15 protein-coding genes are annotated in these 15408 nt (G+C 49.9%); 6 read left to right on the top strand and 9 right to left on the bottom strand.

Annotation, left to right across the window (positions count from 1 at the left end; translation table 11 throughout):
* Positions 1 to 224 precede the first annotated feature (224 nt).
* Positions 225 to 1898, top strand: coding sequence for an energy-dependent translational throttle protein EttA (ettA, locus tag Q4A84_RS06500; RefSeq protein WP_303088121.1), 1674 nt, complete (start codon positions 225 to 227; stop codon positions 1896 to 1898).
* A gap of 184 nt (positions 1899 to 2082) precedes the next feature.
* Here ettA and Q4A84_RS06495 read toward each other — a convergent pair whose 3' ends face one another.
* Positions 2083 to 3639, bottom strand: coding sequence for a TerC family protein (locus tag Q4A84_RS06495; RefSeq protein WP_303088120.1), 1557 nt, complete (start codon positions 3637 to 3639; stop codon positions 2083 to 2085).
* Between Q4A84_RS06495 and Q4A84_RS06490 the strand changes: the two genes are divergently transcribed.
* A complete protein-coding gene (locus tag Q4A84_RS06490; RefSeq protein WP_303088119.1) occupies positions 3638 to 3775 on the top strand; it encodes a hypothetical protein in 138 nt (45 codons plus the stop codon). The genes Q4A84_RS06495 and Q4A84_RS06490 overlap by 2 nt on opposite strands.
* Positions 3776 to 3870: 95 nt before the next feature.
* Here Q4A84_RS06490 and ccsB read toward each other — a convergent pair whose 3' ends face one another.
* The 3 genes from ccsB to Q4A84_RS06475 form a co-directional block, all read right to left on the bottom strand.
* Positions 3871 to 5055 carry a c-type cytochrome biogenesis protein CcsB gene (ccsB, locus tag Q4A84_RS06485; RefSeq protein WP_303088118.1) on the bottom strand — a complete coding sequence of 395 codons (1185 nt, stop codon included), beginning with the start codon at positions 5053 to 5055 and terminating at the stop codon, positions 3871 to 3873.
* A complete protein-coding gene (locus Q4A84_RS06480; RefSeq protein ID WP_303088117.1) occupies positions 5048 to 7054 on the bottom strand; it encodes a cytochrome c biogenesis protein ResB in 2007 nt (668 codons plus the stop codon). The genes ccsB and Q4A84_RS06480 overlap by 8 nt, the downstream gene beginning before the upstream one ends.
* Before the next feature lie 218 nt (positions 7055 to 7272).
* Positions 7273 to 7902, bottom strand: coding sequence for a cytochrome c (locus tag Q4A84_RS06475; RefSeq protein WP_303088116.1), 630 nt, complete (start codon positions 7900 to 7902; stop codon positions 7273 to 7275).
* A 147-nt stretch (positions 7903 to 8049) separates the two neighbouring features.
* Between Q4A84_RS06475 and yihA the strand changes: the two genes are divergently transcribed.
* A complete protein-coding gene (yihA, locus tag Q4A84_RS06470) occupies positions 8050 to 8700 on the top strand; it encodes a ribosome biogenesis GTP-binding protein YihA/YsxC (RefSeq protein ID WP_303088115.1) in 651 nt (216 codons plus the stop codon).
* Positions 8701 to 8767: 67 nt separating this feature from the next.
* Here the strand turns inward: yihA and Q4A84_RS06465 are convergent, their stop codons facing one another.
* Both Q4A84_RS06465 and Q4A84_RS06460 read right to left on the bottom strand, forming a co-directional pair.
* Complete coding sequence (locus Q4A84_RS06465; protein ID WP_303088114.1) at positions 8768 to 9724, bottom strand: AEC family transporter; 957 nt, start codon at positions 9722 to 9724, stop codon at positions 8768 to 8770.
* Between the two features lie 74 nt (positions 9725 to 9798).
* A complete protein-coding gene (locus Q4A84_RS06460; RefSeq protein WP_303088113.1) occupies positions 9799 to 11268 on the bottom strand; it encodes a YdiU family protein in 1470 nt (489 codons plus the stop codon).
* Positions 11269 to 11457: 189 nt separating this feature from the next.
* On the opposite strand from Q4A84_RS06460, the gene Q4A84_RS06455 reads away from it, so the two are divergent.
* Positions 11458 to 12237 carry a hypothetical protein gene (locus Q4A84_RS06455; RefSeq protein WP_303088112.1) on the top strand — a complete coding sequence of 260 codons (780 nt, stop codon included), beginning with the start codon at positions 11458 to 11460 and terminating at the stop codon, positions 12235 to 12237.
* 21 nt (positions 12238 to 12258) lie between these two features.
* Complete coding sequence (locus tag Q4A84_RS06450; RefSeq protein WP_303088111.1) at positions 12259 to 12405, top strand: hypothetical protein; 147 nt, start codon at positions 12259 to 12261, stop codon at positions 12403 to 12405.
* Between the two features lie 262 nt (positions 12406 to 12667).
* Here the strand turns inward: Q4A84_RS06450 and dapD are convergent, their stop codons facing one another.
* Positions 12668 to 13489, bottom strand: coding sequence for a 2,3,4,5-tetrahydropyridine-2,6-dicarboxylate N-succinyltransferase (gene dapD / locus Q4A84_RS06445; RefSeq protein WP_368389565.1), 822 nt, complete (start codon positions 13487 to 13489; stop codon positions 12668 to 12670).
* A gap of 133 nt (positions 13490 to 13622) precedes the next feature.
* Here dapD and Q4A84_RS06440 point away from each other — a divergent pair, with 133 nt between their 5' ends.
* Positions 13623 to 14081, top strand: a complete 459-nt coding sequence (locus Q4A84_RS06440; RefSeq protein ID WP_303088110.1) for a low molecular weight protein-tyrosine-phosphatase — start codon at positions 13623 to 13625, stop codon at positions 14079 to 14081.
* Between the two features lie 28 nt (positions 14082 to 14109).
* Here Q4A84_RS06440 and aat read toward each other — a convergent pair whose 3' ends face one another.
* Both aat and fur read right to left on the bottom strand, forming a co-directional pair.
* Positions 14110 to 14874, bottom strand: a complete 765-nt coding sequence (gene aat, locus Q4A84_RS06435; RefSeq protein ID WP_303088109.1) for a leucyl/phenylalanyl-tRNA--protein transferase — start codon at positions 14872 to 14874, stop codon at positions 14110 to 14112.
* A gap of 88 nt (positions 14875 to 14962) precedes the next feature.
* Positions 14963 to 15391: a ferric iron uptake transcriptional regulator gene (gene fur, locus Q4A84_RS06430; RefSeq protein ID WP_303088108.1), complete on the bottom strand. Its 429-nt coding sequence runs from the start codon at positions 15389 to 15391 to the stop codon at positions 14963 to 14965.
* Positions 15392 to 15408: the final 17 nt, after the last annotated feature.

Here is a 15408-nt window from a genome sequence, read left to right as displayed (position 1 = left end):
GTCTTTTGATAGCATCATTCTGCCACATCATTCAAGTGCCATGCGAAGTGAGAAACTAAGATATGGCATTATTCTGAATTGACTCGCGATCAAGCGTCATGCCATCTTTCCTCCTCTTTTTGAAGCTGCTTGCATCACGATTTTCAGTTAAAATCAACGCATCCAATGACGGCTGTTTGCTTTGATTCAGTCGCCAAATCTCTCCTCTGAAAGAAAGAATCCCCATGGCCCAATACGTTTATTCCATGCTGCGCGTGAGCAAAGTCGTGCCGCCCCAAAAAACCATTATTAAAGACATTTCCCTTTCCTTTTTTCCCGGTGCGAAAATCGGCTTGCTGGGTTTGAACGGTGCGGGAAAATCCACCGTGTTGCGCATCATGGCGGGGGAAGACAAAGAATTTGAAGGTGAAGCCGTGCCGATGGGCGGCATCAAAATCGGCTATCTGCCGCAAGAACCGCAGCTTGATCCGGAAAAAACGGTACGCGAAGAAGTAGAAGCGGGATTAGGCGAAGTGGCCGCGGCACAAAAACGTTTGGAAGAAGTGTATGCAGCCTATGCTGACCCCGACGCCGATTTTGATGCACTGGCCGAAGAGCAAGGGCGGTTGGAAGCCATTATCGCGGCTGGTTCGGGCACCGGCGGCGGCATGGAACACGAGCTGGAAATCGCCGCCGATGCCTTGCGTTTACCCGATTGGGATACCAAAATCGGTGTATTGTCCGGTGGCGAAAAACGCCGCGTGGCATTGTGCAAACTGCTGTTGAGCAAACCAGATATGTTGTTGCTTGATGAACCGACCAACCACTTGGATGCAGAGTCAGTAGAATGGTTGGAGCAATTTTTGGTGCGTTTTCCCGGCACCGTTGTCGCCGTAACCCACGATCGTTACTTCTTAGACAATGCCGCCGAGTGGATTTTAGAGCTGGATCGCGGTCACGGCATTCCTTGGAAAGGCAATTATTCTTCTTGGTTGGAGCAAAAAGAGCAACGGTTGGAAAGCGAAGCCAAGTCAGAAGCCGCCCGAATTAAAGCCATGAAGCAGGAATTGGAGTGGGTGCGCCAGAATGCCAAAGGCCGCCAAGCCAAGTCCAAGGCACGTTTGGCTCGTTTCGAAGAAATGAGCAATTACGAATATCAGAAGCGTAACGAAACGCAGGAAATTTTTATTCCGGTGGCCGAACGCTTGGGCAATGAAGTGATTGAGTTTGTAAACGTCTCCAAATCATTTGGCGACAAGCTGTTGATTGATGATTTGAGCTTTAAAGTGCCAGCCGGTGCGATTGTCGGCATCATCGGCCCGAACGGCGCCGGTAAATCCACTTTGTTCAAAATGATTGCCGGCAAAGAGCAACCCGACAGCGGCGAAGTAAAAATCGGCCAGACCGTGAGAATGTCGCTAATCGATCAAAGCCGCGACGGCCTGCAAAACGACAAAACCGTATTCGACAATATTGCGGAAGGCCGCGATATTCTTCAGGTAGGCCAATTTGAAATTCCCGCCCGCGCTTATTTGGGCCGCTTCAATTTCAAAGGCAGCGACCAAAGCAAAATTGCCGGCAATCTTTCCGGCGGCGAACGCGGTCGCTTGCATTTGGCCAAAACGCTCCTTTCCGGAGGCAACGTTTTGTTATTGGACGAACCTTCTAACGACCTCGACGTAGAAACCCTACGCGCGCTTGAAGATGCGCTGCTTGAGTTTGCCGGCAGCGTGATGGTTATTTCACACGACCGTTGGTTCCTCGACCGCATCGCTACCCACATTCTGGCTTGCGAAGGCGATTCGAAATGGGTGTTTTTCGACGGTAACTATCAAGAATACGAAGCCGATAAAAAACGCCGCTTGGGTGAGGAAGGTGCGAAACCGAAACGCATTCGCTATAAACCGGTAACGCGCTGATTAGGGCAACAAAGGCCATCTAAAATATAGATGGCCTTTTTATCGCACTTCCCGAACGCCCTCGATCCTAACAAACAAAAGATTGGCGACACGCATATCTGATTATTTCAAAGTTATGCCTGTCTGAAAATATTCAGACAGGCATTGCCTATATCTTTCCGAATCATCGTCTATAAAATCCGGCCTATTCCTCTTTTAGCTTAGTAATCCTCACCCGCTCAATTCGCTGGCCTTCTTTTTCAATCACCTCAAAATGCCAGCCGTGGAAATCGATAAAATCGCCTATATCGGGAATGCTTTGTAATTCTTCCATAATCAAACCGGCCACGGTGTGGTAATCGGAATCTTCTTCTTTGGGCGGAAGCCCAAGCTGCGGTGCGAGCTCTACATATTCGAGCGAACCTTCAACAGTCATGCTTTCACCGGCATCTTCTTGCAAAGCGGATTTTTCTTCTTGTTCAAACTCTTCCGGAAATTCGCCGGCAATGGTTTCAAGCAAATCTTTCATGGTAACCATGCCGAGCACCGCACCGAATTCGTCTACTACCAAGGCATAATCCGCACTGTTTTTGCGGAAAAGCTCAATTGCATCGAGCGCAGTGGCACTATCCGGCAACACTAGCGGCTGGCGCATGGCGGCTTGAATATTGATTTCTCCGTTTTCTAAAAATTGCCCGAGCAGGTCTTTTTTATTGATGTAACCCAAAGGTTCGTCTACCCCTGCTTTGCCGACAACCAGCAAGCGCGAGTATGGCGTGTCTTGCAGTTTAAGGCGCTGCTCTTCCTTGCTTTGCGAGATATCCAGCCGTTCGATGTCTCGGCGCGGAATCATAACGCCCATGATGGGGCGTTCCGCCAAGGTCAACACGCTCCGAATCATGGATTTTTCGTTTTCCTCAAAATGAGCACCGTCATCCGAATCTTCACCGGACTTGGCCAATACGCTTTCGCGTATACCCATCATGCCCAAAACATTTTCAGCGGTACGTTTGCGCCACGAGCTGCTGATGTAATCGTTTTTACGCATGTTTTTTAATGAAATCTGGTTAAATGCTTCAATCAGAATAGAGAAGCCGATGGCCGCGTAGAGATAGCCCTTCGGAATATGGAAATGGAAGCCTTCGGCAATCAGGCTAAAGCCAATCATCAACAGAAAACCCAGACAAAGCATTACCACTGTGGGATGTTTTTCAACAAACTCAGTCAGCGGTTTACTTGCCAGAATCATCAAAGTCATGGCGACAACAACCGCGGCCATTGCCACAACGATGTGTTCAACCATCGCAACGGCTGTAATGACCGAATCAATCGAAAATACGGCGTCTAAAATCAGAATTTGCACCACCACGCCCCAAAAAGAAGCATGGGTTTTGTGATTCTCGGCAACAGCAAAATGGTTCTGGCCTTCAAGGCGCTCATGCAATTCGGTCGTTGCCTTGTAAAGCAGAAATAGGCCGCCGGCAAACATAATAATGTCTTTACCCGATACGGCAAGGCCGGCAACGCTGAACATCGGCCGGGTCAGCGTGATGATATGCGCCATAAAACCCAGCATGATGATGCGGATAACAATCGCCAGTGTCAGGCCGGTTATGCGGGCTTTGTCACGCAGCACAGGCTTGACCTTATTCGACAAAATGGCAACGAAAACCAGATTATCGATACCAAGCACCACTTCGAGAATTAACAACGTTGCAAAGCCTATCCACGTTTGCGGTTCGGCTAGCCAACCAAGATCCATGATTTTAGAAATCCTTTTTAAAACAATGAAAGGCAGCCTGAACGAATCAGGCTGCCTGAAGCGGGCACACACCAAGGCGGGAATTCAAGCGTTTCTGCTCTCCGTCTTTCATAATGTGGTGAATGCCTTAGTGTAGATTGGGAAACGTGAGTTTAACAGTTTGCCTCAGATAAGGCAAAAAAGAAAATGCCTGTCTGAAAAGCTTTTCAGACAGGCATTTAATCTTCAGCTTCAAAGCGTTCCGTAAGAATGCAAGCCGCTCAAAAACATATTGACGCCCAAAAAAGCAAAAACAGTAATAAACAAACCGATAACCGACCACCAAGCCAACACTTTTCCACGCCAACCGGCCACCAGCCTCAAATGCAGCCATACGGCATAATTCAGCCATACGATAAACGCCCAAGTTTCTTTCGGATCCCAGCTCCAATAACGGCCCCAAGCATCTGCCGCCCATAAAGCACCAAGAATAGTTGCGATGGTAAAAAATAAAAAGCCCACGGCAACCGCTTTATACATCGCCTCTTCCAGCGTCTGCGCATCAGGCAGCCAACGCACACCGTTGCGACGCAGCACCAGCAACTCCGCCACGCCGAGCATAGCCGCCATACAAAAAGCCCCGTAGCCGATAAAATTGGCCGGCACATGGATTTTCATCCACCAAGATTGCAAAGCCGGAATCAACGGCTGAATCTGATACGCTTTGCTCGCAAAGCTGTACCAAAGGATAAAACACACAACCCCTGCCATAAACGTTAACACAAAACCGCCCACTCGCTGCAAAGAAAATTTCGCCTCATAGTAAAGATACATCAGCACGGTAACCACGAGAAACAGAATAAACACTTCATACAGATTGGAAACCGGTATATGGCCCGCATCCGGGCGCAACAAATAGCTCTCATGCCAACGCACCAACAGGCCGGTAAACCCCGCCACAGCAGAAACCCACGCAAATGCCGTGCCCATACCAAGCAATGTATTGGTATCGCGTTGCTGTTTTGCAGCCACCAACAAACCGGCCAGATAACAAAACCAAGCCAGAAAAACCATGGCGCATTGCCACATCACAGCCGACTGGCTGCTCAAAAAGTAACGCAGCAAGAAGCGGTCATGATTGGCAAAACTCCCTGCATAAAGCAACACCGATCCGTAAGCAAGCGCTACCGTAAGCGGCACAAACCAACGTATCGGCTTAAAAAACCACCCCAACAAAACGGTTGCGCCGGCGCTGCCCCACAGAATACATGTTTCATATACATCCATATGATGCGGCATCTTCAACTGCGTCAAAACAGCCACAACGGCAATAAAAAAAGCAAACAGCCAATCGGTAATATTCAAGCCGCGCCAGAGCGAACGCTCTTGCAGTAAAGGATGATGCGGCAGCTTAGCCGCTTTGGTAGCGTTATTCATGGTTCAAATCCTTAGCCAATTCTTCCAAATGGCGGATGTGTTCAGGAAATTCTTTTTCTAAATCACGCTCGTTGCGGCTGGAAGACATGGCAAAACGTATCTTGCCTTGGTCGAACAACAGCCATGCGCGTTTTTCTCTTATATAAAACATAAAAATCGTGCCCAGCACCAACAGCACCGAACCCAAATACACCAGCGATGCGCCGGGCGAACGCGTCATCTGCAAGCCGGAAGAGCGAATTTCTTTAAAGCCGTCGAGCTGCAACAACACCGGTGCCGGAAATTCTTTCAATCCCGAGTAAGCTTCCAAACTGTTCGCTATAAAAAGGGTTCGCGCATCATCAGGAGCCCAATCAGCAAGCTTGCCATCGGCGATACCCTGCTCAAGCCCAGCATTGACCGCGCCGTATACAATCTGATAAAAATATTCCTTCATTCTGGCTTGCTGATCCGCCGGAAATGTTTTCACAATAAATTCATCTATGGCAGGAAAACCGCCGCGAGCAAACAATTCCAACGTATTTTCAATTGCACGACCGAATTGCTCGCGCACATCTTGCGGCGCTGACAATGCCGCTCTCGCCACAATTTTACCACGTTCACCGCCATCGTTAATCAACTCGCGCAGCGTCATGAAAGTGTCCATTTTGCCTTGTGCGTCAGCTGGAATACGCAGCCACCGGTATTGCTGATCCAATTCTTGACGCGCACCGGTAATAAAGAAATACGAGCCGCCTTGGTCGATCGGCAACATATAATTTTTATATTCCAAGGCCTGCCCTGCACTGTCGCGCAAGCGATAAACAACGGAAGGGCCGATATTCGTAAACCGTTTTTCCTGTTGCACAGCACGCACATCATTCAATTTGCTGCGAAAATCTTTCTTTTCTGCGGGCTGGCTCATGTCTTCCACATTCATTGCGGTAAACTGGCCAAACTCAATCTGATATTTCTGCTCCGCCAGATTCAAAGGAAACGCCGCCATCGATTTGGCGCCCAACCGGACAAATTGCTTGGACGGGCTGGCCAAATCCCAAGCCTTGAATTTCAGCTCGGATCCGCCGTCGGCAAAGCTGGCCTGATAAACCGTTACGCCGTCTACCGTCAGAGGATGATTCACACGAATGGTATGCTCCGACCGCGCACCGGTTTTTTTATCCACCACCACCAGATCACTGGCAAAATCTTTAGGCATGCCCGTATTGTAAAAATCAATATGGAATTTTTTTAAGGTTACGCTAAACGGCAAATCCTGCACCAGCATGCCTTTGTCGGCATTCAGAAACACAACGTCTGCCGTTTGCCCTTCGGTAATATTGACATTACCGCGGAAAGAAAGGTTGCCCTGCCCCATCACGCTTTCCGGTTTGAAATCTTTGGCAAAGACGGATGTTTCGTCCGGCACCACCCGGCCGGTAAGCACGCCCAATTTCAAAAGCAGATTACTATCGATCAGGCCGCCCAAACAGATAACGATTAAAGCCGCATGCGCGCAAATATAACCCCATTTGTTCGCCGAACCTTTTTTAGCCGCAACAATAATCGAACCGTCATCGCGCGTCGCCATTTTATAGGCAAACCCTTGTACTTCAAGATAACGCGCCGCCACTTCAGGCGTTAGGCCGTGCGCCAATTCGACACTATGCCGCATAGCCGCCAGCGACTGCGCTTTAGCCTTCAAACGAAAGGATTTCATCTCCCGCATAAACGGCGGAATATTGCGCCACAAGCAAAGCCCCGTACTCAACACCAAAAACAGCATGATCAGCACAAACCAGCTTGAGGCATAAACGTCATACAAACCTAGAAAGCGGAAAATTTCCGACCAGAACGGCCCGAATTTCACCACATAATCGGTTGCCTGCTGATTTTGCTGCAACACCGTGCCGATAATGGAAGCAATCCCCAAAACGCTCAACAGCGCCACAGCAAAGCGCATCGAACTGAGAAAAGCAAACCACGGCCAGCGTATCAGTGGTGTTTTTTTAGAAACATTCATATCTGTTATCAAATTTCCGGCAAAACGGTTTTCAGACAGGCTTATATCCGCTATTTCATCATTTAAATTATTTTATTGTCATTGCTATCAAAACCGATAATCCGAAATGCCTGTCTGAAAGCCTGCACATACACAGATTACACCTTATAGGATTTTATGCAAAACAAGCTGCCTGCACGGAAACCGCGCAGGCAGCCAGCCTGTATTCATTTTGCCAATCAGTGCAAGCCCTGCACAAAGTTACCGACAGCATTCATTTCTTCCGCCGACAAACGTTTGGCAATTTCTTCCATCATCGCGTGCTTACGCTGCCCGCTCTGATAAGCTTTCAACTGAGTAACCACATAGTCCTTATGTTGTCCGCCAATGCGCGGGAAAGCCAAAATAGCCGTACCGCCAGCAGGCATACCCGCTCCGTTGGGCCCGTGGCACGACATACACGCCGGCACGCCTTTCTCTGCGATACCGCCGCGGAAAATTTTGGCGCCAAGCTCGGGGTTCTCATTCGGATTCACTTCACCCGCTTTCGGATACTGCGTACTGTAGAAAGCGGCCACATCGCGAATTTGCTGGTCGGTCAAAGTGGCAATGCCCGGCGCTACTTTCATCTGTTCTGCATTACCCCAAGCACGTTTGCCGTCTTTAATCTCGTGTACGTTTTTTTCAATGTATTTGGGAAACTGCGCTGCCAAGCGCGGGTAAGTGGCGATGCCGCTGTTACCGTCGGCCGCATGACAGGCCACGCATAACGTGGCGGCCACTTCTTTACCTTTGGCTATATCGGCTTGAGGCGCAGCAAAAGCCGCGCATGCCAATATTGACAAAGCCAATACAGTAATACGTTTCATGGAGTGCTCCTGATTACAGCATTGCAAATGCGCAATACCCTTTTATTCTAATATAATACCCGCCAAGCTTTAATTATGCGCCCAGCTAAACCGATAAATCTGTAAATATGGTATTCTATACCAAATTTACAGTATTTTTCCATAACTATGAATTTATTTCAAAACGCGAAATTCTTTACCACCGTAAACCACTTAAAAGATTTGCCCGATACACCCGCCGAAATCGCCTTCGTCGGGAGAAGCAACGCAGGCAAGTCGAGCGCCATCAATACTCTGTGCAATCATGTACGCCTGGCCTATGTTTCCAAAACCCCGGGCCGCACGCAACACATCAATTTTTTCGAGCTTGCCGACGGCAATTTTATGGTTGATTTGCCCGGCTACGGCTATGCCGAAGTGCCGGAAGCGGTGCGCAAACATTGGGTGCAACTTTTAGGCAACTATCTGCAAACGCGCCAAGAGTTAATCGGTTTGGTGCTGATTATGGATTGCCGCCATCCACTCAAGCCGATAGACATTCAGATGCTTGATTTTTTTGAGAAAACAAAAAAACCGGTACACATTTTATTATCGAAGGCGGATAAATTATCTAAGAATGACCAGATTAAAACCTTGTCTTCTGTCAAAAAATCGTTAAAGCCGTTTATGGCGCGTCAAGAGGTCAGCGTGCAGCTTTTCTCCAGCTTGAAAAAATACGGGATGGAAGAAGTAAACGCCACCGTCGAACACTGGTTCCGCCGACTGAGCGACGAAACCCACACCACAAAATTGTCGGATGCCGACCAACCCAATCCTTAAAGTTTTAACAAATCAATAATGCCTGTCTGAAACATTCAGACAGGCATTATTGATTTAAAAAATACATTCACATCAATCCGACTGACCGCAAACCGACCATACCGATAACTGCCGAAAATATGGCACCGAAAATCGTGATGCCCATAATATTGGCGGCCGCCACATCGTTGCCTCCCATCGATTTGGCCATAACATAGCTTGCGGCAGCAACCGGCGTGGCGGTCATCAGAAACAGCACGCCCATTGGTATGCCTTTGAATCCGAAAGCCAGGCCAATCAAAACTGCGGCAGCAGGCGCAACCACCAAGCGCCCGATGCTGGCCTGCATCGAAATGCCCGAAGCATCGAACAACGATCGGATGTCAAACGTGGCACCGGCACAAATCAGCGCCAACGGCAACGCGATGTCGGCCAAATAACCACCGGTATGCAGCAACACTTTCGGCACCGGCAAATGCAGCCATTGCAATAGCATCGCCGCGACAATCGCCCCAATCAAAGGATTGGTTATGATTTTCCAGCCGGTATCTTTCAAACGCTGCCCCGGCGTGCTGCCGGCCGAGCGGCTGAGCGTAATCACGGCCAGTATGTTATACAAAATCGTAACCACGCCGGTAAACACAGCACCGGCGGCCACGCCTTCTCTGCCGTAAGCATTCGATACAAAGGCCATACCCACAATGCCGAGATTGCTGCGAAACACACCTTGCACAAAAACGCCTTTATCTCGTTTGTCGGGCACAAATTGCCACACATACAGCTCTGCCGCCAGATAAAGCAGCAGCGTCAATATCAGCCCCGCGGCCACCAGCATTAATTGCGATTCATAATGGATTTGATTTTCCGTCAGGCTCACAAACAACACCAGCGGCAGCCCGTAGCGATACACCAAATTCGACGCCTGCGTGCAGAAATAAACGTCAATCTGCCCGCTGCGGCGCAAATACCAACCGAACACGAGCAGCAAAAAATTCGGCAGCGTTACGCCAAGCGCAAACCACAAAGCATTCAGAATATCAATCATGACATCAGATATCAGGAAACATGAAGTTATTTGATTTTCAGACAGGCATTGCTTTGACAAAGCCTGTCTGAAAACTAACTCGAACAGCTCACGCAAATGCCTGCCGCCCACTCGGGCGCAGGTTCGGCGAAGTCGGCAAACGCCTGCTGCTCCTCAAAGGGATTGGCCAAGCAGCGGCGCAAACGTTCAATCTCGCGAAAATCACCCTGCTTGGCCAATTCGATGGCCTGCTCCGCCAGATAATTACGCAGGATATACAGCGGGTTAACCGCATCCATCCGAGCCGCGCGCTCTAAAGGATGGCTGTTTTCCGAACGCAAACGGGTACGGTAACGTCCAATCCACAACATAAACGGCTGAATATCATTCGAACCGAACAAATCGACTAGTTTCGGCGGTAACGGTTCGCCGTGAACATTGCTAACGCCGCTTAAGCAACGGAAAAACAAAGTAAAATCCACTTTCCGGCTTTGCAACACGTCAAACATATCGGCCACCAGCTCCGCATCTTCCGGCCTATCCTCCAAGAAGCCCAGTTTGGCACGCATTCTTTTCAGATAGGCATTCTGATAACGTTCTGGGAATGCCTCCAACACCGCTATCAAATCCGCTTCATCGCACAAAATCTGCAAACAGGAAGCCAGCCGCGACAAGTTCCAATGAACCACATAAGGCTGCTCGTTATACGCATAACGGCCACCCGTATCCGAATGGTTGCACACATGTCGGCGGTCGTACGCATCAAGAAAACCGAACGGGCCGTAATCGATGGTCAAACCCAGTGCCGACATATTATCGGTATTGAGCACGCCATGACAAAACCCGACCGACTGCCAAGCCGCCACCAAATCCGCCGTACGCGCGGCGATTGCATCCAACAGGGCAACGTAAGGTTTATCAGCTTGTGCGCACTCCGGATAATAACGCTCAATCAGAAAATCGGCCAACGGCTTCACATATTCATGCAAGCCCTTATGGTAAAAATATTCGAAATGGCCGAACCGGATAAAGCTCTCTGCTGCGCGAGTCAGAACGGCTGCCGTTTCTTTCTCCTCGCGATATACCGCATCACTGCTGCCCGCTATGGCTAATGCGCGCGTAGTCGGAATGCCCAAACCGTGCATGGCTTCCGAGCACAAATATTCCCGAATCGTAGAGCGCAGCACCGCACGACCGTCGGCGAAGCGGGAAAACGGCGTTTTACCCGCTCCCTTCAGCTGCCACTCCCAAGCACGGCCCGCCGCATCGCGGCTTTCACCCAGCAATACCGCACGGCCATCACCCAGCTGCGGCACATAAACGCCAAACTGATGCCCGCTATACACCCCGGCCAAAGGCTCGGGGCGATAATGCCGCGCACTGCCCGACAACATGGCCAGCGTTTCCGGCGCATCAAAAAAGTCGTCTGGCAAGGCCATTTCCTTTGCCAGCGCCTGATTCTGCGCCACCCAATAAGGTTCGCTCAAAGGCTCGGTTGCCACCCGCGCATAAAACGCTTCCGGCAACGCGGCAAACGCCGCTTCGCTTAATTCAAATGTGTGCATAATGATATTGCTCTTGGTTTATTTTTCAGACAGCCTAATTGTATCGGGAAACGGTCTATTTGTCTGAAAACAGTTTTCAGACAGGCATTTAAGTCTCACGAATACGCCTTCGCCGACAAACAAACGAGGAACTTTCAAACCAACGTTTAAGTCTGATGTCATATTACAACGATAATGAGAGAGGAACCCATGAAACGTATTCTGATTTTATTCATTAGCCTGTTCGCGCTTACTGCCGCCTTTGCCAGCGAACTGCCTGAAGACAACACCACCATTTCCTTTACCGGCCCTTCCGGCCAAACCAGCAGCTACCGAATTTACGGCGACCATCTTGAAGAAGACTCTGCACCCTACGGGTTGCTGGTTTATCTGCATGGCGACGGTGCCGATGAATTTGACGACGCCCAAAGCAAAACGCTGCAAGCCTACGCCGACATCGCCCGAAAACACAATCTGCTGATGATCGCACCCAAAACGCCTGATCGAGGAAGCCTTACTTGGTGGAAAAAAGAAAGCAGCCCAACCTATCTGAGCGAGCTCTTGCAAGAAGTTTACCGCCGCTATCCCATTGACAAAAGCCGCATCTGGCTGGTCGGCTATTCCGGCGGTGCCGAAACCATCAGCTACAATCTGTTAACCGACCATAGCAATCTGTTTCAAGGCGGCGGCGCTTTGCTCATCGGCGGCGGCGGTTTCAGCAACGACACCTCTTTCGGCCTGAAGCCTTCTAGTCAACTGAAACAAAATTTCGTCCTCAAATGGCTGATCGGTGAGAAAGACACCGACGGGCAAGAAGAAGCCGATCCGGGTTTCGACGCACTTGATGCAGCGAAACAAGCCTACCGGCGCTACCGCAATGAAGGCTTTTCCGCCAGTCTGGAAATCGTCCCCAATGTCGGGCATTACAACATCAATCGGGAATACGGCCCCGCCACGCTGGATAAACTGATAACCAACCGTGGTCAGTAAAATCAATCTTCATAGCGGTGCGTGATTTCTTTGCATGGCACCCTCACTGAAAACCGAGCAAAAGCAATAGACTACTTGGCACGGCGCCAATACGCCAGCCAAGTAGTCGAAGCATACATCGCTCAGCCTAAGAAAATTGACGGCGGAAAATCAGGGATAAAACAATGACTTTCAACAAAATCTTGGGCATGAGCATACTCGTTACCAGATATAGTGTTTACATAAAACGAGGGCCCCCACATATCCTCTGTTTTAACCAACGTATTATCAAGCTACCGCACTTTCCGAAAGAGCTTGCTATCTTATGCTGCGTTTAAATGCCTATAAACAGCCAACCGATTGCCACCCAAACGGAAAATGCCTGTCTGAAAAAGTTTTCAAACAGGCATTCATCAATGAACGCTTATATAGCGTATAGCGGGCCCGAACCTTAAACGCCGCGCAGCAATTCATTCACGCTGGTTTTCGCACGGGTTTTCGCATCCACTTTCTTCACAATAACCGCGCAATAGAGGCTGTATTTACCATCGGCAGAAGGCAGATTGCCGGAAACCACCACCGAGCCGGCAGGCACGCGGCCGTAATGGATTTCTCCGGTTTCACGATCATAGATTTTAGTGGATTGGCCGATATACACGCCCATCGAAATCACGCTGCCTTCCTCTACAATCACCCCTTCCACAATTTCAGAACGCGCGCCGATGAAGCAATTGTCTTCAATGATGGTCGGGCTGGCCTGCAAAGGCTCCAACACGCCGCCGATGCCCACGCCGCCGCTCAGGTGCACGTTTTTACCGATTTGCGCACACGAACCGACCGTCGCCCAAGTATCCACCATCGCACCTTCGTCTACATACGCGCCGATGTTCACATAAGAAGGCATCAGCACCACGTTTTTAGCCACAAAACTGCCGCGGCGGGCAACCGCACCGGGCACCACACGAAAACCGGCGGTTCGGAATTCTTCTTCACTCCAATCGGAAAACTTAGTCGGCACTTTATCAAAATATTTGTTTACACCGTCGTTCAGCACGTCATTGTCCTGTATGCGGAACGACAACAATACGGCTTTTTTCGCCCATTCGTTTACTTTCCATTGGCCGACGCCCAAACGCTCCGCCACACGCAGCGCACCGGAGTCCAGCGAACGCAAGGTTTCCTCAACCGCCTCTTTGACTTCCGGCGTAACGGAAGCGGGCGTAATCTCGGCGCGGTTTTCAAATGCGGTTTCAATAATATTTTGCAATGACATGATCTATCCTGTTTGAAATCAAGAGAAAAACGAAGCGTATTGTACCTTACAACGCCGCGCGCGGGTTGCTCGGTCATCAGAAAATCGGCGATACTGCTGCCCTTTCCGAATTGTATGTTTAAAAAGGTTACGAATGAAAAAAATCCTGTTTGTCTGCCTCGGCAACATCTGCCGCTCTCCGATGGCCGAATACCTGTTCCGGCAAATCGCCGCCGAACGCGGGCTGAGCGCTAAAAGCGCGAGTGCGGGCACGTCCGGCTGGCACGACGGAGAAGGCATGCACCAAGGCACCGCAAAAGTTTTGAAGGGATTGGGCATCACAAGCAACGATTTTACCAGCCGCCGCGTACGCGATACCGATTTTGCAGAGTTCGATTATCTGATTGCCATGGATGACGATAATTTGCGGGAGTTGGAAAAACGTTTCGGCCGCCACCCGAAAAAGATTTTTCAAATTACCGAATTGTCGCCCCAAAGCGGTTACAACCATGTGCCCGATCCATGGTATACGCATAATTTTGAAGAAACCCGCCAGCTGCTGACCACGTGCTGCACGATTCTGGCCGACAAGCTGCAACGCGGCGAAATGTAAACGGCAATAACCACATCCAAAGGCGGCTTCAATCAAGCGACTCATCAATAATATTGCACGCAATCACACCCCGCTCAACCGGAGTATCCAAAGATTGCGCCGTCAGCTCAGCCAAAGCCTGTCTGAAATCGTCAAATGCCATATTCTCCGAGCCGAACCGCGCCAAATGGTGTGTATCTTGTTGGCAGTCGATTAATTGCACGCCGCATGCCGCCAAATAAGGCACGGCGCAGGCAAAGGCAATTTTAGAAGCGTCCGGCCGAGTGGCAAACATGGATTCACCGAAAAAAACGCGGCCGATTTGCACACCGTACAGCCCGCCGGCCAAACTCAGCTCGCCCGCATCATCAGGATACCAGCATTCAAACGAATGGGCGTAACCTGCTTGGTGCAATGCCGCATAGGCCTGTCTGAAAGCAGGCGCAATCCACGAACCGCTCTGCCCTCCCCGCACAACTTGCGAGCAAGCCGCGATAACCTCAGAGAAACACCGGTTTACCGTTACCACATACGGCTTGTTGCGCAAGGTTTTGGCCAACGAACGGCCGATATGGATTTTCTCAGGATAAAGAATGGTGCGCGGCGCAATGGTATACCAGAAAAAGAGGCCGTTTTCCTCAAACCACGGAAAAATCCCCAACGGATATGCCGCCAGCAGCCGCGGAACCGCCAAATCCATGCTTACGCCAATCAACCCTTCATGCTCAACCAAAGCCACGTCAGGATGCGGGAAACGATAATCTTCGGGCGGGAAAAACGGAATATCCATACACTCTATAACATTAAGCGCCATGCCGGAAAACGTTTTCAGACAGGCATTCCTTCATAAATGCCTGTCTGAAACAATAACAATTGATACCGAGCGAACGACAACCGCCGTATCAGCGGTGCTCTCTCTTTTGGCATTCGCTGCAGATGCCATACATATACAACGCATGATCTACAATACGGAAGCCGTTTTCACGGGCGATTTTATCTTGCAGATGTTCGATGTCTTCGTTATGGAATTCGGTTACTTTACCGCATTTTACGCAAACGATATGGTCATGGTGGCCGCCCACGTTCAACTCATAAACCGCTTTGCCGGTTTCAAAATGGTGGCGCAACAAAATACCCGCCTGCTCGAATTGGGTCAGCACGCGATAAATCGTCGCCACCCCGATTTCAACATCTTCCTCAAGCAAAATCCGGTAAACATCTTCAGCGCTCAAATGCTCGTCTGCATGGGTTTCAAACAAATCCAGAATCTTCAGGCGCGGCCCCGTTACTTTCAAACCACTGTCTTTTAATTGTGCGATATTGCTTTCCATAGTATCTTTCTATCCGT

The organism is Neisseria sp., from assembly GCF_030527965.1.
Lineage (GTDB): Bacteria > Pseudomonadota > Gammaproteobacteria > Burkholderiales > Neisseriaceae > Neisseria.
Note: the sequence above shows the minus strand (reverse complement) of the source record. Positions and strands in the feature narration are given on the sequence as shown.

Coding starts and splice junctions, on each gene's coding strand:
- ccsB (WP_303088118.1), bottom strand. CDS start 5,055: ATGAATAACGCTACCAAAGCGGCTAAGCTGCCGCATCATCCTTTACTG.
- aat (WP_303088109.1), bottom strand. CDS start 14,874: ATGGCGCTTAATGTTATAGAGTGTATGGATATTCCGTTTTTCCCGCCC.
- ettA (WP_303088121.1), top strand. CDS start 225: ATGGCCCAATACGTTTATTCCATGCTGCGCGTGAGCAAAGTCGTGCCG.
- Q4A84_RS06475 (WP_303088116.1), bottom strand. CDS start 7,902: ATGAAACGTATTACTGTATTGGCTTTGTCAATATTGGCATGCGCGGCT.
- Q4A84_RS06455 (WP_303088112.1), top strand. CDS start 11,458: ATGAAACGTATTCTGATTTTATTCATTAGCCTGTTCGCGCTTACTGCC.
- Q4A84_RS06460 (WP_303088113.1), bottom strand. CDS start 11,268: ATGCACACATTTGAATTAAGCGAAGCGGCGTTTGCCGCGTTGCCGGAA.
- Q4A84_RS06440 (WP_303088110.1), top strand. CDS start 13,623: ATGAAAAAAATCCTGTTTGTCTGCCTCGGCAACATCTGCCGCTCTCCG.
- Q4A84_RS06490 (WP_303088119.1), top strand. CDS start 3,638: ATGATTTTAGAAATCCTTTTTAAAACAATGAAAGGCAGCCTGAACGAA.
- Q4A84_RS06480 (WP_303088117.1), bottom strand. CDS start 7,054: ATGAATGTTTCTAAAAAAACACCACTGATACGCTGGCCGTGGTTTGCT.
- dapD (WP_368389565.1), bottom strand. CDS start 13,489: ATGTCATTGCAAAATATTATTGAAACCGCATTTGAAAACCGCGCCGAG.
- yihA (WP_303088115.1), top strand. CDS start 8,050: ATGAATTTATTTCAAAACGCGAAATTCTTTACCACCGTAAACCACTTA.
- Q4A84_RS06495 (WP_303088120.1), bottom strand. CDS start 3,639: ATGGATCTTGGTTGGCTAGCCGAACCGCAAACGTGGATAGGCTTTGCA.
- Q4A84_RS06465 (WP_303088114.1), bottom strand. CDS start 9,724: ATGATTGATATTCTGAATGCTTTGTGGTTTGCGCTTGGCGTAACGCTG.
- fur (WP_303088108.1), bottom strand. CDS start 15,391: ATGGAAAGCAATATCGCACAATTAAAAGACAGTGGTTTGAAAGTAACG.